Origin of the sequence: Cryobacterium arcticum (assembly GCF_003185895.1) — a bacterium.
Lineage (GTDB): Bacteria > Actinomycetota > Actinomycetes > Actinomycetales > Microbacteriaceae > Cryobacterium > Cryobacterium arcticum.
The window spans coordinates 14,692-33,868 of the sequence record NZ_QHLY01000007.1; the positions used below are offsets into that span (position 1 = coordinate 14,692).

A 19,177-nucleotide genomic window follows, 5' to 3' on the forward strand; every position below is an offset into this window, starting at 1 on the left:
CTCGCGACCGGCGAGGGGCGGCGGTCCAACTAGGCTCTTGGTTATGCCCGGGCTCACCTTTGTCACCACCGACCCGGGCTCGCCCGCTGCCGCCGCCCTGCTGCGGGAGTATTACAACGACATCGTCGGCCGGTACTGGGGCCGGGCCGCGCTGCCCGCCGAGGTCGACTCTGCGATGGCGGATGAGCCCAGCGACGACCTGCGAGGCGACACCGGCGTGCTTGTGGTCGGGCTGCTGCACGGCGCACCCCTGGCCTGCGGAGGGGTGCGGTTCGTCGGTGGCGGCATTGGCGAGCTGACTCGCGTCTACGTGGCCGCCGAGGCCCGGGGGACAGGCGCCGCCACCGGGCTGCTCGCCCACCTGGACAGCCTCGCCGTGGCAGCCGGACTCAACACTCTTCGCCTGACGGTGCGCAGCGATCTTGTCGAGGCCCGCCGCCTGTACGCCCGGTCCGGCTACGCCGAGGTCGACCCGTTCAACACCGAACCGTATGCCGAGCACTGGCTCGCGAAGGAGCTGCCCTGACCATGGTCACGTTACCCGCCGTCCTCGGCATGGCCCTGGTCGCCCTCGGCATGGTGCTCACCCCGGGCCCCAACATGATCTACCTGGTCTCCCGCAGCATCGGGCAGGGCTGGCGCGCCGGCATGGTCTCGCTGGCCGGCACCCTGGTGGGATTCCTGGTTTATATGACCATGGCCAATGTGGGGCTCGCCGCGGTGTTCCTGTTGGTGCCGTGGCTCTACACGGCGGTCAAGATCGCGGGGGCGGCCTACCTGCTCTACCTGGCCTGGAAGACCCTCAAGCCCGGCGGGATGTCGCTGTTCGAAGCCAGAGACCTGCCCGGTGACTCCCGGGCAAAACTGTTCCGCATGGGGCTGGTCACGAACCTGCTCAATCCCAAGGCGGCAATCATGTACCTCGCCCTGATCCCGCAGTTTGTGACCCCGTCCACCGGCAACGTCATGCTGCAGGGCTTCATCCTGGGCGGGGTGCAGATCACGGTGAGCATGCTGGTGAACGCCGCGATCGTGTTGGCCGCCGGCGCCATCGCGGTGTTCCTGCGCAGCCGGCCCACCTGGCTGGTCGTGCAGCGCTGGATCACCGGCACGCTGCTGGGCGCGGTGGGCGTCAAGCTCGCGCTCGACGCCCCCGCACCCGCAGCCTGATCCCTACTTGAGCAGGTCGGCGTGGTGGATCGCCGCCACGTCGGGGTGCGCGCGCATGCGGCTCTTGAGCGAGTTCTCGCCGTAGGTGGCGAAGATCGGGTTCTCGGGGTCCACCGTGATTCCGGGAGCGTGGAGCTCCTCTGGCAGGGTGAGCACCGGGATGGTGGCGTCCAGCGCCGGGCTGTAGAAGAACGGGATCGAGATGCGGTCGGTGCCGATCAACGGGGAGATCACGCGGTGCACGGTGGCCTTGAGGTAACCATCCGTCGCCACCTCGAGCAGTTCGCCGATGTTCACCACGAACGCGCCGTCGAGCGGGGGAGCGTCGATCCACTCGCCGTCCTTCTCCACCTGCAGGCCGCCCTTGCCGGGCTCGACGAAGAGCAGGGTGAGCACGCCGGAGTCCTTGTGCGCGCCGACGCCCTGCTTGGGCGTGGGGTCGGACTTGCCGGGGTAGCGCACGATCTTGATCAGGGTCGACGGCTTCAGGGCGAAGGCCTCGTCGAAGACATGCTGGTCGGCGCCGAGCGACAGCGCCCACGCCTGCATCAGGCGGAGGGCCACGCTGTTGAGCTCTTCGCGCCATTCGGTGATGACCTCTTCGAGCTCCGGCAGCGCGGTGGGCCACTGGTTGGGCCCCTCGAGGCGCAGGTAGTCGGCGTCGTCGGCGGTGAGGTCGAGCGCGGCGCGCTCCGGTCCGATGTCGATCTGCTCGCGCCAGTCCACCACACCCTGGGTGAGTTCGCCGCCCACTCGGGTGTAACCGCGGAAGTGCGGGCTCTTGAGGTTCTCGATGGCCATCTTGTCGGCCTCCGGCAGGTTGAAGAACGCCCGCGAGGTGGTCATCACCCGCTCGATCAGGTCGGCGGGAACGCCGTGACCGGTGAGGTAGAAGAAGCCATAGTCGTGGGTGACCTCGCGGAGCTCCGTGCGGAACGCCTCGGCCTCCTCCGGTCCGGCGTCGAGCCTGGACAGATCGAGCACCGGGAGGGAAGCAGCGGACGTTGCGGCGGCGGCAGCGGGGGAGGTTGTCATGACAACTATTCTGTCAAACGTCGGCGTGAATCCCGCTGTGTTACACCGGATTGCCGGGTTCGAAGATGCTGCGGATCAGCGGCCCCATGATGCCCTCGCGTCGCAGAAAACGGCGCCTGTCGCTCTCAGAGTTCGGATTTCAACAGACCGCGTGCGGCTTTGATCTCCTCGGCCGTGCCCGGCTGCATCCGCGCTGGCACTCCGAGCAGGATCGAGCGGGCCGGGGCATCCTTGGTGACGACGGCATTGGCCCCAACGGTGCTCCAGGCTCCCAGGGTGACCGGGCCTAGGATCTTGGCGCCGGCGCCCACGGTGACACCGTCGTGCAGGGTCGGATGCCGCTGGGCGCCGGGCACCAGACCGTGCCGGCTCTTTCCACCGAGGGTGACCCCGTGGTACAGCATCACGTCGTCGCCGACCACCGCGGTCTCACCGATCACCACACCCATGCCGTGATCGATGAACAGGCGACGCCCGATGCTGGCACCGGGGTGGATTTCCACCCCGGTGAGAAACCGCGCGAACTGGGAGAGCAGACGCGCGGGCAGACGGTATCCGCCGAGCCAGAGCTTGTGCGTGACCCGGTACGCCCAGACCGCGTGCACCCCGCTGTAACCGAGGAGCACCTCGGCCTTGCTGTGCGCGGCAGGGTCGTGCGTGCGCGCCATCGCAATGTCTTCGCGAATGCGGGCAAACACTCCCATGCCGGGCACCTGTCTGTTGTGGTTGGTAGTGGAACGAAACTCTAGACGAGGTCTTCGTAGAGCACGGTGCTGATGTACCGCTCGCCGAAGCCGGGCACGATCACGACGATGGTCTTGCCGGCGTTCTCGGGCAGCTTTGCCTGCTCGAGCGCTGCCCAGACCGCGGCGCCGCCGGAGATGCCGGCCAGGATGCCTTCCTGGGTGCCGAGCGCGCGGGCGGTGGCGATGGCGTCGGCCAGGGTCACATCGGTGACCTCGTCGTAGATCTCGGTGTCGAGCACGCTCGGCACGAAGTTGGCACCGATGCCCTGGATCTTGTGCGGGCCGGGGGCGCCGCCGTTGAGGATGGGGGAGTCCTTGGGCTCGACACCCACGATGTGCACGGACGGCTTGCGCTCCTTGAGCAGCTGGCCGGCACCGGTGATGGTGCCGCCGGTGCCGATGCCGGCGACCAGGAGGTCGACCGCTCCGTCGGTGTCGTCCCAGATCTCCACGCCGGTCGTGGCCTTGTGGATGGCCGGGTTGGCCGGGTTGTCGAACTGGCGGGCCCAGATAGCTCCGGGAGTCTCCGCGGCGATCTCCTTGGCCTTCTCGACCGCTCCGCGCATGCCGTCGGCACCGGGGGTGAGCACCAGCTCGGCGCCATACGCGCGCAGCAGGATCTTCCGCTCCTTGCTCATGGTCTCCGGCATCGCCAGGATCACCTTGTAGCCGCGGGCCGCGCCGACCAGGGCGAGCGCGATGCCGGTGTTGCCGCTGGTGCCCTCGACAATGGTGCCGCCGGGAAGCAGCTCGCCGGCCTTCTCCGCGGCATCGACGATGGCCACGCCGATGCGGTCCTTGACGCTGCTGGACGGGTTGTAGAACTCAAGCTTGGCGAGCACCGTGGCAGTGGAGTCGCCGGGCAGTCGGTTCAGTTTCACCAGCGGGGTGCCGCCGACGGTTTCGGTAATGTCTGAGTAAATCCGTGCGGACATCGATAGACCTTTCCTGTGGGCTCACCAGGGAGCCTGTGTGTTTCTGCGGACGGGCCGCTGGGGTGGGTGTCGCCGTGACGAGGTGCTCTGCGGAATGCCTCGTTCAGCCTAGAGCCCTGACGATACTCAGGGAGGTGCGTAAGATTTCACTTTGTGACAGCTCCCAGCAACACCCCAGCTACGCCGATCGGCGAACCCAGCACAGTCGACCGGATTCGCGCCCAGGCAGCGGCCGCACTCGGCCGAGCGGGCATCGACGACGCCGAAGTGGATGCCGACCTCCTGATCGGCCACGTGCTGGGGCAGAGCCGCGGCCAGGTGCAGGCTGCCGCGATCATGCGCAGCCCGCTCACCGCGGCCGACGCCGCCGCGATCACCGCACTGGTCGAGCGCCGGGAGAAGCGTGAACCCCTGCAGCACATCACCGGCCGCGCCCCGTTCCGCTCGCTCGAACTGAACGTCGGGCCCGGCGTCTTCGTGCCGCGCCCCGAGACCGAGGGTGTCGCCCAGATCGCCATCGATGCCCTGCGCTCCATGGCGGACCCCGAGCCCATCGGGGTCGACCTCGGCACCGGCAGCGGCGCCATCGCCCTGGCCATGGCCACCGAAGTGCCGCACGCCCGCGTGTTCGCCTGCGAGAACTCGCCGGATGCGTTCCCGTGGACCAGCCGCAACTTCGCCGAGATCGGCGCCGACAACGCCACCCTCGTCTTCGCGGACCTCGCCGAAGCGTTCCCCGAGCTTGACGGCACAGTCTCCGTGGTGGTGTCGAACCCGCCCTACATCCCGGCCGACGCCATCCCGCGCGACATCGAGGTTCGCCTCTTCGACCCGGCCCACGCCCTCTATGGGGGAGCGGACGGCCTGGATGTCGTTCGCCTGGTCTCCCAGACCGGCCTGCGACTGCTGCGCACCGGGGGAGTGCTGGCCATCGAGCACGGCGAACTGCAGGGCGCCGAGATCCGCGCGCTGCTCGAAACCGACGGCTGGCGGGCCACCGCCACCCACCGCGACCTCACCACGAGGGACCGCACCACCACGGCGCTGCGCCCGTGACGACTGCGCCCGTGCCCGTGACGGGCGCCCTCCGTCCTCTCGATGAGGCGGAACTCGCCGCCTGGCTGATCGTCAGCGTCGCGGACTACACCGACGACCTCGAGGCCTCCGGACTCAGCCGGGCTGCGGCCGAGAACAAGGCTGCCGACGCGATCCGGCGGGAGTTCCCCGGCGGGCGGCCCGCCGCGGGGCAGCATGTCTACGCCGTCACCGTCGCCGGCGAGCACGTCGGTGTGCTCTGGCTGGCCGCCGGGCCGGCCGACGACCCCACCAATTGGTGGATCCTGGACATCCTGGTCTTCGAACAGTTCCGGGGCCGCGGCCATGGCCGCCGGGCGATGCTGCTGGCCGAGACCGAGGCCGCCCGGCTCGGCGCGGCCAAGCTCACCCTGAACGTCTTCGCCCGCAACGCGCCCGCCCGCGCCCTGTACGCGTCCCTCGCCTACGAGCCCACCAAGATCGTGATGGAAAAAACCCTCACCCTTCCCGCGAGCTGAGAGTAAAGCACTCAAAAACCGCCCGAAGTGGGGCTTAGCTCACGGTTCGCGAGGTCGCGGGTGCATTCCGGGCCTCCCAGGGAGGCTGCACTAGAATTGGCCCCGATGACACGTATCTATGACTGCTCGGTCGACGAGGAATACGCGACCGGCATGCGCCTGGCACGCTCGGCAATCGGCCGCGGAGCGCTCGTTGTCATCCCCACCGACACCGTCTATGGCGTCGCCGCCGACGCGTTCAACGCCGAGGCCGTGCAGAAGCTGCTGGATGCCAAGGGCCGCGACCGGCAGTCACCGCCACCCGTGCTCATCCCCGGCATCCCCACCCTCGACGCCCTCGCCCAAGACATCCCCGAACCCGTTCGGGCGCTGGTCGCCGCGTTCTGGCCCGGCGGCCTGACCGTGGTGCTCACCGCGCAGCCGTCGCTGGTCTGGGACCTCGGCGAGACCCGGGGCACCGTCGCCCTGCGGATGCCGCGCAACCAGGTGGCTCTCGACCTTCTCTCCGAAACCGGCCCGCTCGCCGTCTCCAGCGCCAACATCAGCGGTCAGCCGTCGGCGATCGACGCTGCCGGGGCAGAAGACATGCTCGGCGGCAGCGTCTCGGTCTACCTCGACGGGGGAGTGGCGGGCCTCGACTACGACGCCATCGGCGACCGCCCGGGCGATACCTCGTCCACCATCGTGGATGCCACCGGCTTCGCGACCAACGGCGGCAAAATCGCGATCGTGCGCAATGGCGTGATCTCCCGGGCCGAGATCGAAGCCGTGATCGGCGATGCCCTCGCCCCGGAGATCGACCGATGACCCTGTTCGTACTGCTGGCCCTGGTGTCGGCGGTCGTCACCTTCCTGATGTCGATCGTGGTGCTCAAACTCACCCACAAGTACCGGCTCTACCCCAAGATCCGCGAACGCGACGTGCACACCCGGCCCACTCCGCGGCTCGGCGGAATCGCCATGTTCATCGGCATCCTGGTGGCCTTCGGGGTCTCCTACCTGGTGGCCTCGCAGTTCGCGCCGTTACGGCTGATCTTCGCCGATCCGCAACAGATCATGGCGATCCTCGGTGCCGCGCTGCTGATCGTCGCGCTCGGCGTGGCCGACGACATCTGGGACCTCGACTGGATGACCAAGCTGCTCGGCCAGTTCATCGCGGCCGGCCTGGTGGCCTGGCAGGGGGTGCAGGTCTTCTCGCTGCCCATCGGCGGTCTCACCGTCGGGTCGTCGTGGATGTCGATCGTGATCACCGTGATGGCGATCGTGATCGTGATGAACATGATCAACTTCATCGACGGGCTCGACGGTCTCGTCGCCGGAGTGGCCCTGATCGCCAACGGCGTGTTCTTCATCTACAGCTACCTGCTGGTGCGTGACACCTCACCCACCAACTACTTCAACCTCGCCTCACTGATCGCCGCGATCCTGGTCGGCGCCTGTATCGGGTTCCTGCCGCTGAACTGGCACCCGGCCAAGATGTTCATGGGCGACGCCGGCGCACTGCTGGTGGGCCTCTTGATGGCCACCTCCGCCATCGCCATCACCGGCCAAGTCGACCCCACCGCGGTCAACCGCTCCCAGCTGTTCCCGGCGTTCATCCCGCTGATCCTGCCGGTGGCGATCCTGATCATCCCGTTGCTCGACTTCGGCCTGGCCGTGTTCAGGCGGGTTCGGGCAGGCAAGTCCCCGTTCAGCGCCGACCGCAAGCACCTGCACCATCGATTGCTCGACATGGGGCACTCACACCTGCACGCCGTGCTGATCTTCTACGGCTGGACCGCCGCCGCCTCCGTGGGCTGCCTTCTCTACTACCTTCTGCCGGTGTTCTTCGGCCTGCCCACATGGTGGGCCACGATCTTCCTGGTCACGGCCCTGATCATCTGCACCATCGTGACGCTCGCCCCGCTCAGCCGCCGCAAGGCGATCGAGGCCGCCAGCCAGCTGGCGCCTCCCACCGCCGTCATCGGCACCGAACCCAGTGCCGTGCTCGACCCCCTCGACGAAGCGTCAGACAACGCCAAGGAGCCCGTATGACCACCCAGCACGCCCAGCCCACCTCCATCCCGGTCTTCCGGAAGGTGCTCGTCTTCGGCGGCTTCCTGGCCCTGGGCATCGCCATCGTCGGAATGGTGGTCGGCGGGCTCGTCGCCGGCGGCACCGGGGTGCTCAGCGCCCTGATCGGCACCGTGATGGCCGTGGTCTTCATGGGCATCACCGCCGCCAGCATCCTGCTCGCCAACCGCTACGCGGGGCGGGAGTCGGCCATCGGCGCGTTCTTCGGCATTGTCATGGGGGGCTGGCTGCTCAAGTTCGTGGTCTTCCTCGTGCTGCTGGTGCTGCTCAAGGACCAGCCCTGGATCAACACCATCGTGCTGTTCCTGAGCATCATCGCGGGCGTGCTCGGCTCCCTCGTCGTCGACGCGATCGTGCTCTTCAAGAGCCGGATGCCGTATGCCAGCGATGTCGTGCTGCCGCCGGCACCGCACGACGACTGAGGTTCGCCTAACCCACGACTCGCCGCAGGGCCCAATCCATGACTGGGATAGCCTGTCTCGATTCGTAAGGACGCCTCGTTTATTGCTAGGGTTATGAACGATTCACCCCGGACCGACGTTGCCCATGCTGGCACGACGCCCGGCATCTATATTCGTCGTTGCGAGAGCAGAGCTCCACGCCCCGAACCAGGAGAAAGCGCTGCTAGAAACCGCCGTAAACCTGCTCGTTCCGTTTGCGTCCGACGACGGTGAATTCCACGGTCCGACGATCAACGAGTTCTTCCCGCCCGCGATCTTCTTCCCGGACACTCCGTTCGAGATGAACCGCATCATCCTCATCCGCTTCATCGCGGTCGCGGTGATGATGCTGCTCTTCTGGGCCGGTACCCGTCGCATGCAGATCGTCCCGACCCGCCTTCAGAGCCTGGTCGAAATGGGCCTGGACCTCGTGCGCGTCAACATCGCGGAGGACCTGCTGGGCAAGAAGGACGGCAAGCGCTTCCTTCCGCTGATCACCACCATCTTCTTCATGGTTCTGTTCATGAACCTCACCGGTGTGATCCCGTTCCTCAACATCGCGGGAACGTCGGTCATCGGTGTCCCGCTGGTGCTCGCTCTGGTCGCCTACGCTGCGTTCCTCTACGCCGGCATCAAGAAGCACCCCGGCAAGTTCTTCCGCAACTCGCTCTTCCCGCCCGGCGTGCCCCCGGTGCTGTACATCATTGTGACGCCGATCGAGTTCGTCTCCACGTTCCTGATCCGCCCCGTCACCTTGACCCTGCGGCTCCTGATGAACATGGTCGTCGGTCACCTTCTGCTGGTGCTGTTCTTCGCGGCCACGCAGTTCTTCTTCTTCACCGCTGACGGCGGCTTCAAGCTGTTCGGTGTCGGTACCCTCGCGTTCGGCTTCGTGTTCACGCTGTTCGAACTCTTGGTGGCGACGCTCCAGGCGTACGTCTTCGCATTGCTCACCGCTGTCTACATCCAGCTCGCGCTGGCTGACGAGCACTAACCTCGCATTCGGCACTCGCCGGATACGTCACTACGGAAGGAAACACACGTGGACGCAGTTACCGTTCTCGCGGAAATCAACGGCAACATTGCCACCGTCGGCTACGGCCTCGCGGCTATCGGCCCGGCAATCGGCGTTGGTATCGTCGTGGGCAAGACCATTGAGGGCGTCGCACGTCAGCCTGAGCTGGCCGGCCGTCTCCAGGTGCTGATGTACATCGGTATCGCATTCACCGAGGCGCTCGCGTTCATCGGTATTGCCACGTACTTCATCTTCGTTTAGTCCTCTTTTCTACAACTAGTTAGGAGGCACGATGCTTCACTCAGTGATTGCAGCCGCCGCAGAAGCGGAAGAGGCGGTCAACCCGCTTATTCCCGCGATCTACGACATCATTTGGTCGTCCTTCGTCTTCGTCATCATTCTGTTGTTCTTCTGGAAGCTCGTTCTTCCTCGGATGCAGAAGCTGCTCGACGACCGCGCAGAGGCCATTGAAGGAAACATCGCGAAGGCCGACGACGCCCAGCGCAAGGCGGAAGCTGCTCTCGAGCAGTACACCGCCCAGCTCGCTGCGGCGCGTGTCGAAGCCGGCCAGATCCGCGAGCAGGCTCGTGCAGACGGTCAGCAGATCGTTTCCGAGCTCCGCGAGCAGGCGTCCTCGGACGCCGCCCGGATCCTGGCCACCGCCAAGACCCAGATCGAGGCAGAACACCAGGCCGCCATCACCTCGCTTCGCAGCGAGGTCGGCACCCTGGCACTCGACCTGGCCTCCGGTGTCATCGGGGAGAGCCTGAACGACGACGCTCGTGCGAGCGCCATCGTTGACCGCTTCCTCGCCGACATCGAGTCCTCCGAGAACTCGGCCCCGTCGGCCGGAAAGCACTAGACACATGGGAAGCGCCACCAGAGAAGCCTTGGCCTCGTCGCGGACGGCCCTGGCCGCCCACGCCGACTCGGCCGATCTGGCGACGGGTGAAAGCCTGTTCGACGCCGGCCGGGTCATCGGCAACTCCTCCCAGCTGCTGGCCGCCATCGGCGACGCCTCGGCTGACGAGAAGGCCAAGACCGCCCTCGTCAAGGCGGTATTCGCACCGACCCTGACGCCAGTGGCCCTCGAATTGCTGCAGTCCGCTGCCGCCGCCCGTTGGTCCAGCCAGCAGGACCTGCTGGCCGGCATCGAGGAACTCGCCCTGCGCGTGACCGCCGCATCCGCCCCGGCGGACGTGTCGATCGACACCGAGCTGTTCACCTTCGGTGCCGCGGTGTCGTCTGACGCCGACCTCGAGTTGGCGCTGACCAGCAAGCTCACCGCCCCCGCGGCAAAGGTGAGCCTCGTTGACGCCCTGCTGAAAGGCAAGGCATCTGCCCAGACCCTCGTCATCGTGCGCCACCTCGTGCAGCAGCCTCGCGGCCGTCGCATCGGTGAGCTGCTCGGGGATGCTGCCGCGATCGTCGCCGACCAGGCCGACACCATGATCGCGACAGTCATCTCGGCGACCCGGTTGACCTCCACCCAGCTGGACCGCCTCGCGAAGACCCTGTCGGCGCGATACGGACGCAACCTCACCATCAACCAGGTGATCGACCCGTCCGTGGTCGGTGGCCTGAAGGTACAGATCGGCGATGACGTCATTGACGGCAGCATCGCCACCCGTCTCAAGGACTTGAGACTGCAGCTTGCTGGGTAACCTTCGGGTTCCCAGATCACACAAACCTCGAGACGGTAACGTGTCGAAAAGACAAAGCCTGTACTGCTGTACAGAAAAGGGAAGATGATGGCAGAACTAACGATCAGCCCCGATGAGATCCGTGATGCTCTCCAGGACTTCGTCAAGTCCTACGAGCCGAACAAGACCGCAACGACCGAGGTCGGCTACGTCACCACCGCGGGCGATGGCATCGCCCACGTTGAGGGTCTCCCCGGCGTCATGGCCAACGAGCTCATCAAGTTCGCCGACGGCACCCTGGGCCTCGCGCTGAACCTCGACGAAGACGAGATCGGTGTTGTCGTCCTCGGCGAGTTCGCCGGCATCGTCGAAGGCATGGAGGTGTACCGCACCGGCGAGGTGCTCTCCGTTCCCGTCGGTGACGGCTACCTCGGCCGTGTCGTCGACCCGCTCGGCGCCCCGATCGACGGTCTCGGCGAGATCAAGACGGATGGCCGTCGCGCGCTCGAGCTGCAGGCTCCCGGCGTCATGCACCGCAAGAGCGTGCACGAGCCGATGCAGACCGGCATCAAGGCCATCGACGCGATGATCCCGATCGGCCGTGGCCAGCGCCAGCTGATCATCGGTGACCGCCAGACGGGCAAGACCGCCATCGCGGTGGACACCATCATCAACCAGAAGGCCAACTGGGAGTCCGGCGACACCAACAAGCAGGTTCGCTGCATCTACGTCGCCATCGGCCAGAAGGGCTCCACCATCGCTTCGGTGAAGGGTGCGCTCGAGGATGCCGGAGCGATGGAGTACACGACCATCGTCGCCGCCCCCGCCTCTGACCCGGCCGGCTTCAAGTACCTCGCACCGTACACCGGCTCGGCCATCGGCCAGCACTGGATGTACGCCGGCAAGCACGTTCTGATCATCTTCGACGACCTGTCCAAGCAGGCCGAGGCCTACCGTGCGGTATCGCTGCTGCTGCGTCGCCCGCCGGGACGCGAAGCGTACCCCGGCGACGTGTTCTACCTGCACTCCCGTCTGCTCGAGCGTTGTGCCAAGCTCTCCGACGAGCTGGGCGCCGGCTCCATGACCGGCCTGCCGATCATCGAGACCAAGGCCAACGACGTTGCTGCCTACATTCCGACCAACGTGATCTCGATCACCGACGGCCAGATCTTCCTGCAGTCCGACCTCTTCAACGCCAACCAGCGCCCCGCTGTCGACGTGGGAATCTCGGTCTCCCGAGTCGGTGGTGACGCCCAGGTCAAGTCGATCAAGAAGGTCTCCGGTACCCTCAAGCTCGAACTGGCCCAGTACCGCTCGCTCGAGGCATTCTCGATGTTCGCATCGGACCTCGACCCGGCCAGCCGTCGCCAGCTTGCTCGTGGCGCCCGCCTGACCGAGCTGCTCAAGCAGCCGCAGTACTCCCCGTACCCGGTCGAAGACCAGGTCGTCTCGATCTGGGCCGGCACCAACGGCAAGCTCGATGAGGTTCCCCTCGAAGACATCCTGCGTTTCGAGCGTGAACTGCTCGACTACCTGGGCCGCAACACGGGCATCCTCACCACCCTGCGCGAGACCAACGTGCTCTCTGACGACACCGTCGCCGAGCTCACCACGGCCGTCGACACCTTCAAGCGCGAATTCCAGACCGGTGAGGGCAAGGCACTCGCCTCCGTCGGCCGGGAAGAATTCGTCGCCACCAAGGCGGAAGACGTCAACCAGGAAAAGATCGTCAAGCACAAGCGCTAGCTGCTTGCCGGTCCGCGCCTCCTCAGGGCGGCGCGGACCGGATTGCTCGACACCCACCGACACGACAGACAAGTAAGCACAGGAGACACATGGGAGCGCAACTTCGGGTCTACCGGCAGAAGATCAAATCTGCCCAGACGACCAAGAAGATCACTCGGGCCATGGAGCTGATCTCCGCCTCGCGCATCCAGAAGGCGCAGGCGAGGGTTGCTGCGTCCACCCCGTATTCGCGTGCGATCACGCGGGCCGTTTCCGCCGTCGCCACGTACTCGAACATCGAGCACGTGCTGACCACGGAACCCGAGGTCATCAACCGCGCCGCGGTCGTCATCTTCGCCTCCGACCGGGGCCTGGCCGGAGCGTTCAGCTCCCAGGTGCTCCGCGAAGCCGAGCAGCTCACCGAGCTGCTCCGCAGCCAGGGCAAGGACGTCGTCTACTACCTGGTCGGCCGTAAGGCGCTCGCGTACTTCAGCTTCCGCCGCCGCGTCTCGGAGCGATCCTGGACCGGGGCCACCGACCAGCCGCAGTTCGACACCGCCCAGGAAATCGGCGAGGCCCTCCTCGAAGCGTTCCTCCGCGAATCCGACGACGGTGGCGTCGACGAGATCCACGTGGTCTACAACCGCTTCGTCAGCATGGTCACCCAGGTGCCAGAGGTCGTTCGGTTGCTGCCCCTCGAGGTCGTCGAAGGCGAAGCCACCGACGCCGCATCCGTGCTGCCGCTCTACGAATTCGAGCCTGAGGCCGAGACCGTTCTCGACGCCCTGCTGCCGGTGTACATCGAAAGCCGCATCTTCAACGCCATGTTGCAGTCGGCCGCTTCGGAGCACGCCAGCCGCCAGAAGGCGATGAAGTCGGCCAGCGACAACGCCGACAAGCTCATCAAGGACTTCACTCGCCTGTCGAACAACGCGCGCCAGACCGAGATCACGCAGCAGATTTCCGAGATCGTGGGTGGAGCCGATGCGCTCTCATCCGCCAAGAACTAACCCAGAGAAGAGAGAGCAATGACTGACACCGCAATCGCGCCAGTCCTCGCAGAGGACACAGCCGGCGCTGTGGGCCGGATCGCACGCGTTACGGGACCCGTCGTGGACATTGAGTTCCCGCACGACTCGATCCCTGGTATGTACAACGCGCTCAAGACGACCATCGTCATTGGCGACGAGTCGACCGAGATCACCCTCGAGGTCGCACTGCACCTCGGCGACGACCTCGTTCGCGCCATCGCCCTGAACCCGACCGACGGACTCGTCCGCGGCCAGGAGGTCCGGGACACCGGCTCTCCCATCATGGTTCCGGTCGGCAACGTCACCAAGGGCCGCGTCTTCAACGTCATCGGCGAGGTGCTCAACGCCAAGCCGGGCGAGAAGATCGAGATCACCGAGCGCTGGCCCATCCACCGCAAGCCGCCGCCCTTCGACCAGCTGGAGTCCAAGACCCAGCTGTTCGAGACCGGCATCAAGGTCATCGACCTTCTCACCCCGTACGTTCTCGGTGGAAAGATCGGCCTCTTCGGTGGTGCAGGCGTCGGCAAGACCGTGCTCATCCAGGAAATGATCCAGCGCGTTGCGCAGGACCACGGTGGTGTGTCGGTGTTCGCCGGTGTCGGCGAGCGTACCCGTGAGGGCAACGACCTCATCGGCGAAATGGAAGAAGCCGGCGTCTTCGACAAGACCGCCCTCGTATTCGGCCAGATGGACGAGCCGCCGGGAACGCGACTGCGCGTCGCGCTCTCCGCGCTGACCATGGCCGAGTACTTCCGTGACGTCGCCAAGCAGGACGTGTTGCTCTTCATCGACAACATCTTCCGCTTCACCCAGGCCGGTTCTGAGGTGTCGACCCTGCTGGGCCGCATGCCGTCCGCCGTGGGTTACCAGCCGAACCTGGCCGACGAGATGGGCATCCTGCAGGAGCGCATCACGTCGACCCGTGGCCACTCGATCACCTCGCTGCAGGCCATCTACGTGCCTGCTGACGACTACACCGACCCGGCCCCGGCGACCACGTTCGCCCACCTCGACGCCACGACGGAACTGTCGCGCGAGATCGCGTCGAAGGGCCTCTACCCGGCCGTCGACCCGCTCACCTCGTCCAGCCGTATCCTCGACCCCCGCTACCTGGGCGCCGATCACTACAACACGGCCGTTCGCGTCAAGGCGATCCTGCAGAAGAACAAGGAACTCCAGGAGATCATCGCGATCCTCGGTGTTGACGAGCTCTCTGAAGAAGACAAGGTGACCGTGGCCCGCGCCCGGCGCATCCAGCAGTTCCTGTCGCAGAACACCTACATGGCGAAGAAGTTCACCGGCGTCGAGGGTTCGACGGTGTCGCTCAAGGACACCATCGAGTCGTTCACCGCCATCGCCAACGGTGACTTCGACCACGTGTCGGAGCAGGCCTTCTTCAACGTCGGCGGCATCGGCGACGTGGAAGAGAAGTGGGCACAGATTCAGAAGGAGAACGGCTAAGCATGGCTTCGGCTCCGCTTTCCGTGAGTGTTGTCTCGGCGGACCAGCAGGTCTGGTCCGGCGAGGCCACCATGGTCGTGGCGCGCACCGTGGAAGGCGAGATCGGTATTCTCGCCGGCCACGAGCCGTTGCTGGCCATCCTCTCCAGTGGTGAGGTACGTCTCACCCTGCCCGACGGTTCCAAGGTTGTCGCGGAGGCGGCCGACGGATTCCTCTCGGTCGAGAACGACACCATCACCATCGTTGCTCGCAAGGCTGCACTCGTTTAGGACTCTTTTTGTTTGTATTGCTACCGCCGTCGGAGACGAAACGCTCCGGCGGCGGTTTTGCGTCCCTGGACATCGACTCGCTGTCCTTTCCCGCGCTGAACCGCCGTCGCCGCACCGTCGTGCGCGCGTTGAAGACGCTGGCGAAGGACGAAGACGCCACTGTGCGCGCCCTCAAGCTCGGTCGCACCCAGCTGGCCGAGGTACACCGGAACGCCACCCTCGTCACCTCCCCGACCACGCCGGTCATCGACCGCTACACCGGGGTGCTCTACGACGCCCTGGCCGCCGACACCCTCTCGACCGACGCCCGCGCCTTCGCGGGGGAGCATCTGCTGGTGCACTCCGCCCTGCTCGGCCCGGTGGGCGGACTCGACCTGGTGCCGGCGTACCGGCTCTCCCATGACTCCAGGCTGCCGGAGCTCTCGCTGAAGAAGCACTGGGCCGGCGACGTGTCCCTGGTGCTCGAGAAGGTCGGCGGGCTGTTGCTCGACCTGCGCTCGGAGGGCTACGTGGCGCTCGGGGCGGCGGCCGGGCATCCCCAACGCTTCTTCCTGCGGGTGGTGACCGAGGGCACCGAAGGTCAGACGCGCGCGCTGAACCACTTCAACAAGAAGTCCAAGGGCGAGTTCACCCGGGCTCTGCTCGAGAACGGCCAGGACTTCGGCACCGTCGAAGACCTGCTGGCGTGGGCGGCGACGGCGGGACTCACCCTGCGCCCCGGCGCTGCCAGCGAACTGGAACTGGTCGTGACCGGGCACTGAACCGCGCGTATCCGGTGCGGAGGCAGCCTGCCAGCCTAGGATGAAGGCGTGCAGAGACAACGAGTAAACGTCACCGTCACCGGCGCCGGAGGCAACATCGGCTACGCCCTGATGTTCCGCATCGCCTCAGGCCAGCTGCTCGGGCCGAACGTGCCCGTCGCACTGCGCCTGCTGGAAATCCCGACCGGCCTGCAGGCCGCGGAGGGCAGCGCCTTCGAGCTGCAGGACAGCGCGTTCCCGCTGCTGCGGGACGTGCGGGTGACGGATGACCCGGCCCAGGCGTTCGAGGGCAGCAACATCGCCATCCTGGTCGGCTCCAGGCCCCGCGGGCCCGGTCAGCAGCGCGCCGACCTGCTCGAGGGCAACGCCCGGATCTTCGGGCCTCAGGGCGCCGCGATCAACGCCGGCGCGGCCGACGACATCCGGGTCGTCGTGGTGGGCAACCCGGCCAACACCAACACCCTGGTGACCGCCAGCCACGCCCCCGATGTTCCGGCTGACCGGTTCACCGCGCTCACCCGGCTCGATCACAACCGGGCCGTCGCCCAACTGGCCGCCCACCTCTCGGTGCCGGTGACGTCGGTGCGGGGCGTCGCCATCTGGGGAAACCACTCCGTCAAGCAGTATCCCGACGTGACGCACGCCACCGTCGACGGCCGCCCGGTGCGGGAACTGGTGGATGAGGCCTGGCTGGTGAACGAGTTCATTCCACGGGTGGCCAATCGCGGTGCTGAGATCATCGCCGTGCGTGGAGCCTCCTCGATGGGATCGGCGGCCAGTGCGACCGTCGACCACGTCTACGACTGGGTGAACGGCACCGGCGACGACTGGACCAGTGCCGGGGTGATCTCCGACGGCTCCTACGGGGTGACGGCGGGCCTCGTGTCGTCGTACCCGGTGCGGTCCCTCGGCGGCAACTGGTCGATCGAGCCCGGCCTGGAGATCGACGCCTTCTCCCGCGCCCGGATCGACGCCTCCGTGGCCGACCTCCAGTCCGAGCGCGACACCGTGAGCGCGCTGGGGCTGCTCGGCCCGCGCTAGTTCTCGCGAGGTCGGCCGGGGCTTACGCGGGCGCGGGCGCGCGGTGGCAGCCTGCCACGTGGTCGTTTACCAGGCCGCTGGACTGCATCAGGGCGTACATCGTGGTGGGCCCGACGAACCTGTAGCCGCGGGAGCGGAGTTCCTTGCTCAGGGCGGTGGATTCAGGCGTGATGGCCGGCACCTCGGCCAGGGTGCGAAGAGGCGCGGGGCGCGGTGCCGGTGCGAAACCCCAGATCAGGTCGGCCAGGCTCTCGCCCAGGGCCAGGGTGGTGCGGGCATTGCCGATGGTCGCGGTGATCTTGCCCCGGTGCCGGATGATGCGCTCGTCGGCCAGCAGACGCTCCACGTCGGCGTCGGTGAACGCTGCGACGGTGGCGATATCGAACCCGGCGAATGCGGCCCGGAACGCCGGCCGGCGACGCAGGATGGTTATCCAGGACAGGCCGGCCTGGAAGCCTTCCAGGCTGAGCTTCTCGAACAGGGCCCGCTCATCGTGCAACGGCCGGCCCCACTCCTCGTCGTGATAGCGCAGGTACTCGGCGTCACTCGTGGCCCAGCCACAGCGGGCCAGCCCGTCGTCGCCGACGAGCACCGAGGGCCGGGGCGGCGGTGCCGAAGCGTGCGCCGCCGCGTCGATGGTCATCCGACGTACTCGATGCCCTCGTGCCGCAGCAACCACTGCTTGGTGGGGATGCCCTCACCGGCGCTGAATCCGGTGATGCGACCGTTCGAGGCCAGCACCCGGTGGCAGCCGACCAGGATCGGTGCCGGGTTTGCCCCGACGGCTCCGCCGATGGCTCGGCCGGCCCCGCTCTTGCCGATCGACCGGCCCAGCTCGCCGTAGGAGAGGTGGTCGCCGAACGGGATGGCGGCCAGCCCCTGCCAGACGCTCCGCTGGAACTCGGTACCGACGGAGAGCCGAACGGGCACGTCAAAGGTGACCCTGTCGCCGGCGAAGTACTCGGTGAGCTCCCGCGTTGCCTGGTCGAGCAGGGCGTTGGGGGACTCCGGCAGGCCTTCGAGAGGCAAGTGGCCCTGCCTGATGATGGCCAGGGACCACACTTCGGAGTCGTCGCCGGTGAGCTCGAGGTCGCCGAGCGGACTGGACAGCCGAATCAGGTTCGGCGGGATCAGGTTGGGTGAGAGGGGGGCTGGGCTGCTCATACTGCGACTGTAGTCGGCGGCGCTGACCGGAACCGGCGGGTTTCGGACACTGGAATCTTCGGCGAGAACCCGGCCTGTGGAGGAGGGGACGTTGGTCGCAAAACGGTCGTCAATCGTGCCGGGCGGAGGCATAGCATTATGCAATGGCTCAGATCGACTATCGCACTCTCGGCAACTCCGGCCTGATCGTCTCCACGATCGGACTCGGTTGCAACAACTTCGGCCGTACCGGCACGAGCACCGAAGGTCAGGCCGGTACCTCCCTGGTGATCGACGCCGCCATCGACACCGGCGTCACCCTCTTCGACACCGCCGATATCTACGGTGCCGAGCGCGGACTCAGTGAGACCCTGATGGGGCATGCCCTGCGCGGCAAGCGCGACCAGGTCGTGCTCGCCACCAAGTTCGGCATGGACATGGCGGGCAGAAACGGGCCGGACTGGAACACCCGCGGCTCGCGCCGGTACATCCGGCTGGCCGTTGAGGCGTCGCTGCGCCGGTTGCAGACCGACTGGATCGACCTCTACCAGTTGCACCAGCCCGACCCGAACACGCCCATCGAGGAGACCCTCGCCGTGCTGGACGACCTCATCACCGAGGGCAAGGTGCGCTACATCGGGCACTCGAACCTGGCCGGCTGGCAGATCGCCGAGGCCGAATTCACCGCCAGGATGAACGGTCATCCCGCGTTCATCTCGTCGCAGAACGAGTACAGCCTGCTCGTGCGCGACGCCGAGGACGAGGTGTTGCCGGCCGTGAACGCATACGGTCTGGGTTTCCTGCCGTTCTTCCCGCTCTACAACGGCTTGTTCACCGGCAAGTTCAACCGCGAGGGCGGCCCGGCGGACAGCCGCATCATGATGATCCGCCGGCACCTGCTCGACGACGCCCCCTGGGACACCATCGAGCGTTACCAGCAGTTCTGCGACGACCGCAACGTGACCATGCTCGCCGCCACCCTCGCCTGGCTGTTGGCGCAGCCCGGGCTGACCAGCGTGATCGCCGGCGCGACCAAGCCGGAGCAGATCGTGCAGAACGCCGAAGCTGCCACGGCGTGGCGACCGACCGCTGAGGACGTCGCCTACATCTCCGCTCTTTTCGTCTGACCATCACCTC

At 66.7% G+C, this 19,177-nt stretch carries 23 protein-coding genes; 18 read left to right on the plus strand and 5 right to left on the minus strand.

Annotated elements, in window-relative coordinates; all coding sequences use genetic code 11:
- Nucleotides 1–43 precede the first annotated feature (43 nt).
- Both CTB96_RS05710 and CTB96_RS05715 read left to right on the plus strand, forming a co-directional pair.
- The gene (locus CTB96_RS05710) at nucleotides 44–526 is read left to right on the plus strand and encodes a GNAT family N-acetyltransferase (RefSeq protein WP_110125973.1); all 483 of its coding nucleotides are present in this window, start codon (nucleotides 44–46) and stop codon (nucleotides 524–526) included.
- A gap of 2 nt (nucleotides 527–528) precedes the next feature.
- Nucleotides 529–1,170 carry a LysE family translocator gene (locus CTB96_RS05715; RefSeq protein ID WP_110125974.1) on the plus strand — a complete coding sequence of 214 codons (642 nt, stop codon included), beginning with the start codon at nucleotides 529–531 and terminating at the stop codon, nucleotides 1,168–1,170.
- A 3-nt stretch (nucleotides 1,171–1,173) separates the two neighbouring features.
- On the opposite strand, the gene CTB96_RS05720 is transcribed toward CTB96_RS05715, so the two are convergent.
- From CTB96_RS05720 to cysK, 3 genes are all read right to left on the minus strand, one after another.
- Nucleotides 1,174–2,205 (minus strand): isopenicillin N synthase family dioxygenase, encoded by a 1,032-nt coding sequence (locus CTB96_RS05720; RefSeq protein WP_110125975.1) that lies wholly within the window; start codon nucleotides 2,203–2,205, stop codon nucleotides 1,174–1,176.
- Nucleotides 2,206–2,330: 125 nt separating this feature from the next.
- On the minus strand, nucleotides 2,331–2,909 hold the full coding sequence (gene epsC, locus CTB96_RS05725) for a serine O-acetyltransferase EpsC (RefSeq protein ID WP_110125976.1): 579 nt from the start codon (nucleotides 2,907–2,909) through the stop codon (nucleotides 2,331–2,333).
- A 41-nt stretch (nucleotides 2,910–2,950) separates the two neighbouring features.
- Complete coding sequence (gene cysK, locus CTB96_RS05730) at nucleotides 2,951–3,886, minus strand: cysteine synthase A (RefSeq protein ID WP_110125977.1); 936 nt, start codon at nucleotides 3,884–3,886, stop codon at nucleotides 2,951–2,953.
- 153 nt (nucleotides 3,887–4,039) lie between these two features.
- Here cysK and prmC point away from each other — a divergent pair, with 153 nt between their 5' ends.
- The 15 genes from prmC (at nucleotide 4,040) to CTB96_RS05805 (ending at nucleotide 16,897) form a co-directional block, all read left to right on the plus strand.
- Entirely contained in the window at nucleotides 4,040–4,942 is a 903-nt protein-coding gene (gene prmC / locus CTB96_RS05735) for a peptide chain release factor N(5)-glutamine methyltransferase (RefSeq protein WP_427846465.1), read from the plus strand.
- A complete protein-coding gene (locus CTB96_RS05740; protein WP_181397164.1) occupies nucleotides 4,939–5,439 on the plus strand; it encodes a GNAT family N-acetyltransferase in 501 nt (166 codons plus the stop codon). Before prmC ends, CTB96_RS05740 begins: the two co-directional genes overlap by 4 nt.
- Before the next feature lie 105 nt (nucleotides 5,440–5,544).
- Nucleotides 5,545–6,246 (plus strand): L-threonylcarbamoyladenylate synthase, encoded by a 702-nt coding sequence (locus CTB96_RS05745; RefSeq protein WP_110125979.1) that lies wholly within the window; start codon nucleotides 5,545–5,547, stop codon nucleotides 6,244–6,246.
- Nucleotides 6,243–7,472 carry an MraY family glycosyltransferase gene (locus CTB96_RS05750; RefSeq protein WP_110125980.1) on the plus strand — a complete coding sequence of 410 codons (1,230 nt, stop codon included), beginning with the start codon at nucleotides 6,243–6,245 and terminating at the stop codon, nucleotides 7,470–7,472. The genes CTB96_RS05745 and CTB96_RS05750 overlap by 4 nt, the downstream gene beginning before the upstream one ends.
- Nucleotides 7,469–7,933: a Cg1360 family ATP-synthase-associated protein gene (locus tag CTB96_RS05755; RefSeq protein WP_110125981.1), complete on the plus strand. Its 465-nt coding sequence runs from the start codon at nucleotides 7,469–7,471 to the stop codon at nucleotides 7,931–7,933. The genes CTB96_RS05750 and CTB96_RS05755 overlap by 4 nt, the downstream gene beginning before the upstream one ends.
- Nucleotides 7,934–8,057: 124 nt before the next feature.
- Nucleotides 8,058–8,945 carry a F0F1 ATP synthase subunit A gene (atpB, locus tag CTB96_RS05760; RefSeq protein WP_110125982.1) on the plus strand — a complete coding sequence of 296 codons (888 nt, stop codon included), beginning with the start codon at nucleotides 8,058–8,060 and terminating at the stop codon, nucleotides 8,943–8,945.
- Nucleotides 8,946–8,993: 48 nt separating this feature from the next.
- Complete coding sequence (gene atpE / locus CTB96_RS05765; RefSeq protein ID WP_066593671.1) at nucleotides 8,994–9,227, plus strand: ATP synthase F0 subunit C; 234 nt, start codon at nucleotides 8,994–8,996, stop codon at nucleotides 9,225–9,227.
- Nucleotides 9,228–9,258: 31 nt separating this feature from the next.
- Nucleotides 9,259–9,828: a F0F1 ATP synthase subunit B gene (locus CTB96_RS05770; RefSeq protein WP_110125983.1), complete on the plus strand. Its 570-nt coding sequence runs from the start codon at nucleotides 9,259–9,261 to the stop codon at nucleotides 9,826–9,828.
- Between the two features lie 4 nt (nucleotides 9,829–9,832).
- The gene (locus CTB96_RS05775; protein WP_110125984.1) at nucleotides 9,833–10,630 is read left to right on the plus strand and encodes a F0F1 ATP synthase subunit delta; all 798 of its coding nucleotides are present in this window, start codon (nucleotides 9,833–9,835) and stop codon (nucleotides 10,628–10,630) included.
- An 87-nt stretch (nucleotides 10,631–10,717) separates the two neighbouring features.
- Entirely contained in the window at nucleotides 10,718–12,355 is a 1,638-nt protein-coding gene (gene atpA, locus CTB96_RS05780) for a F0F1 ATP synthase subunit alpha (RefSeq protein ID WP_110126283.1), read from the plus strand.
- An 89-nt stretch (nucleotides 12,356–12,444) separates the two neighbouring features.
- A complete protein-coding gene (locus CTB96_RS05785) occupies nucleotides 12,445–13,344 on the plus strand; it encodes a F0F1 ATP synthase subunit gamma (protein ID WP_110125985.1) in 900 nt (299 codons plus the stop codon).
- An 18-nt stretch (nucleotides 13,345–13,362) separates the two neighbouring features.
- Nucleotides 13,363–14,826: a F0F1 ATP synthase subunit beta gene (atpD, locus tag CTB96_RS05790; RefSeq protein ID WP_066593686.1), complete on the plus strand. Its 1,464-nt coding sequence runs from the start codon at nucleotides 13,363–13,365 to the stop codon at nucleotides 14,824–14,826.
- Between the two features lie 2 nt (nucleotides 14,827–14,828).
- Nucleotides 14,829–15,095 carry a F0F1 ATP synthase subunit epsilon gene (locus CTB96_RS05795; protein ID WP_110125986.1) on the plus strand — a complete coding sequence of 89 codons (267 nt, stop codon included), beginning with the start codon at nucleotides 14,829–14,831 and terminating at the stop codon, nucleotides 15,093–15,095.
- An 8-nt stretch (nucleotides 15,096–15,103) separates the two neighbouring features.
- Nucleotides 15,104–15,856, plus strand: coding sequence for a YaaA family protein (locus CTB96_RS05800; RefSeq protein WP_110125987.1), 753 nt, complete (start codon nucleotides 15,104–15,106; stop codon nucleotides 15,854–15,856).
- Nucleotides 15,857–15,904: 48 nt separating this feature from the next.
- Nucleotides 15,905–16,897 carry a malate dehydrogenase gene (locus CTB96_RS05805; RefSeq protein WP_110125988.1) on the plus strand — a complete coding sequence of 331 codons (993 nt, stop codon included), beginning with the start codon at nucleotides 15,905–15,907 and terminating at the stop codon, nucleotides 16,895–16,897.
- 22 nt (nucleotides 16,898–16,919) lie between these two features.
- On the opposite strand, the gene CTB96_RS05810 is transcribed toward CTB96_RS05805, so the two are convergent.
- Together CTB96_RS05810 and CTB96_RS05815 are read right to left on the minus strand one after the other, a co-directional pair.
- A complete protein-coding gene (locus tag CTB96_RS05810) occupies nucleotides 16,920–17,540 on the minus strand; it encodes a DNA-3-methyladenine glycosylase I (protein ID WP_110125989.1) in 621 nt (206 codons plus the stop codon).
- A complete protein-coding gene (locus CTB96_RS05815) occupies nucleotides 17,537–18,061 on the minus strand; it encodes a methylated-DNA--[protein]-cysteine S-methyltransferase (protein ID WP_110126284.1) in 525 nt (174 codons plus the stop codon). The genes CTB96_RS05810 and CTB96_RS05815 overlap by 4 nt, the downstream gene beginning before the upstream one ends.
- Before the next feature lie 143 nt (nucleotides 18,062–18,204).
- On the opposite strand from CTB96_RS05815, the gene CTB96_RS05820 reads away from it, so the two are divergent.
- Nucleotides 18,205–19,167, plus strand: a complete 963-nt coding sequence (locus CTB96_RS05820; protein ID WP_110125990.1) for an aldo/keto reductase — start codon at nucleotides 18,205–18,207, stop codon at nucleotides 19,165–19,167.
- The last annotated feature ends 10 nt before the right edge of the window (nucleotides 19,168–19,177 follow it).

Excerpts from the sequence above, each read along its gene's own strand:
- cysK (WP_110125977.1), bottom strand. The coding sequence starts at position 3,886 with ATGTCCGCACGGATTTACTCAGACATTACCGAAACCGTCGGCGGCACC.
- atpD (WP_066593686.1), top strand. The coding sequence starts at position 13,363 with ATGACTGACACCGCAATCGCGCCAGTCCTCGCAGAGGACACAGCCGGC.
- atpB (WP_110125982.1), top strand. The coding sequence starts at position 8,058 with ATGCTGGCACGACGCCCGGCATCTATATTCGTCGTTGCGAGAGCAGAG.
- CTB96_RS05770 (WP_110125983.1), top strand. The coding sequence starts at position 9,259 with ATGCTTCACTCAGTGATTGCAGCCGCCGCAGAAGCGGAAGAGGCGGTC.
- CTB96_RS05820 (WP_110125990.1), top strand. The coding sequence starts at position 18,205 with ATGGCTCAGATCGACTATCGCACTCTCGGCAACTCCGGCCTGATCGTC.
- CTB96_RS05775 (WP_110125984.1), top strand. The coding sequence starts at position 9,833 with ATGGGAAGCGCCACCAGAGAAGCCTTGGCCTCGTCGCGGACGGCCCTG.
- CTB96_RS05750 (WP_110125980.1), top strand. The coding sequence starts at position 6,243 with ATGACCCTGTTCGTACTGCTGGCCCTGGTGTCGGCGGTCGTCACCTTC.
- CTB96_RS05755 (WP_110125981.1), top strand. The coding sequence starts at position 7,469 with ATGACCACCCAGCACGCCCAGCCCACCTCCATCCCGGTCTTCCGGAAG.
- CTB96_RS05720 (WP_110125975.1), bottom strand. The coding sequence starts at position 2,205 with ATGACAACCTCCCCCGCTGCCGCCGCCGCAACGTCCGCTGCTTCCCTC.
- atpA (WP_110126283.1), top strand. The coding sequence starts at position 10,718 with ATGGCAGAACTAACGATCAGCCCCGATGAGATCCGTGATGCTCTCCAG.
- CTB96_RS05795 (WP_110125986.1), top strand. The coding sequence starts at position 14,829 with ATGGCTTCGGCTCCGCTTTCCGTGAGTGTTGTCTCGGCGGACCAGCAG.
- CTB96_RS05710 (WP_110125973.1), top strand. The coding sequence starts at position 44 with ATGCCCGGGCTCACCTTTGTCACCACCGACCCGGGCTCGCCCGCTGCC.
- epsC (WP_110125976.1), bottom strand. The coding sequence starts at position 2,909 with ATGGGAGTGTTTGCCCGCATTCGCGAAGACATTGCGATGGCGCGCACG.
- CTB96_RS05745 (WP_110125979.1), top strand. The coding sequence starts at position 5,545 with ATGACACGTATCTATGACTGCTCGGTCGACGAGGAATACGCGACCGGC.
- CTB96_RS05815 (WP_110126284.1), bottom strand. The coding sequence starts at position 18,061 with ATGAGCAGCCCAGCCCCCCTCTCACCCAACCTGATCCCGCCGAACCTG.
- CTB96_RS05715 (WP_110125974.1), top strand. The coding sequence starts at position 529 with ATGGTCACGTTACCCGCCGTCCTCGGCATGGCCCTGGTCGCCCTCGGC.
- CTB96_RS05810 (WP_110125989.1), bottom strand. The coding sequence starts at position 17,540 with ATGACCATCGACGCGGCGGCGCACGCTTCGGCACCGCCGCCCCGGCCC.
- CTB96_RS05785 (WP_110125985.1), top strand. The coding sequence starts at position 12,445 with ATGGGAGCGCAACTTCGGGTCTACCGGCAGAAGATCAAATCTGCCCAG.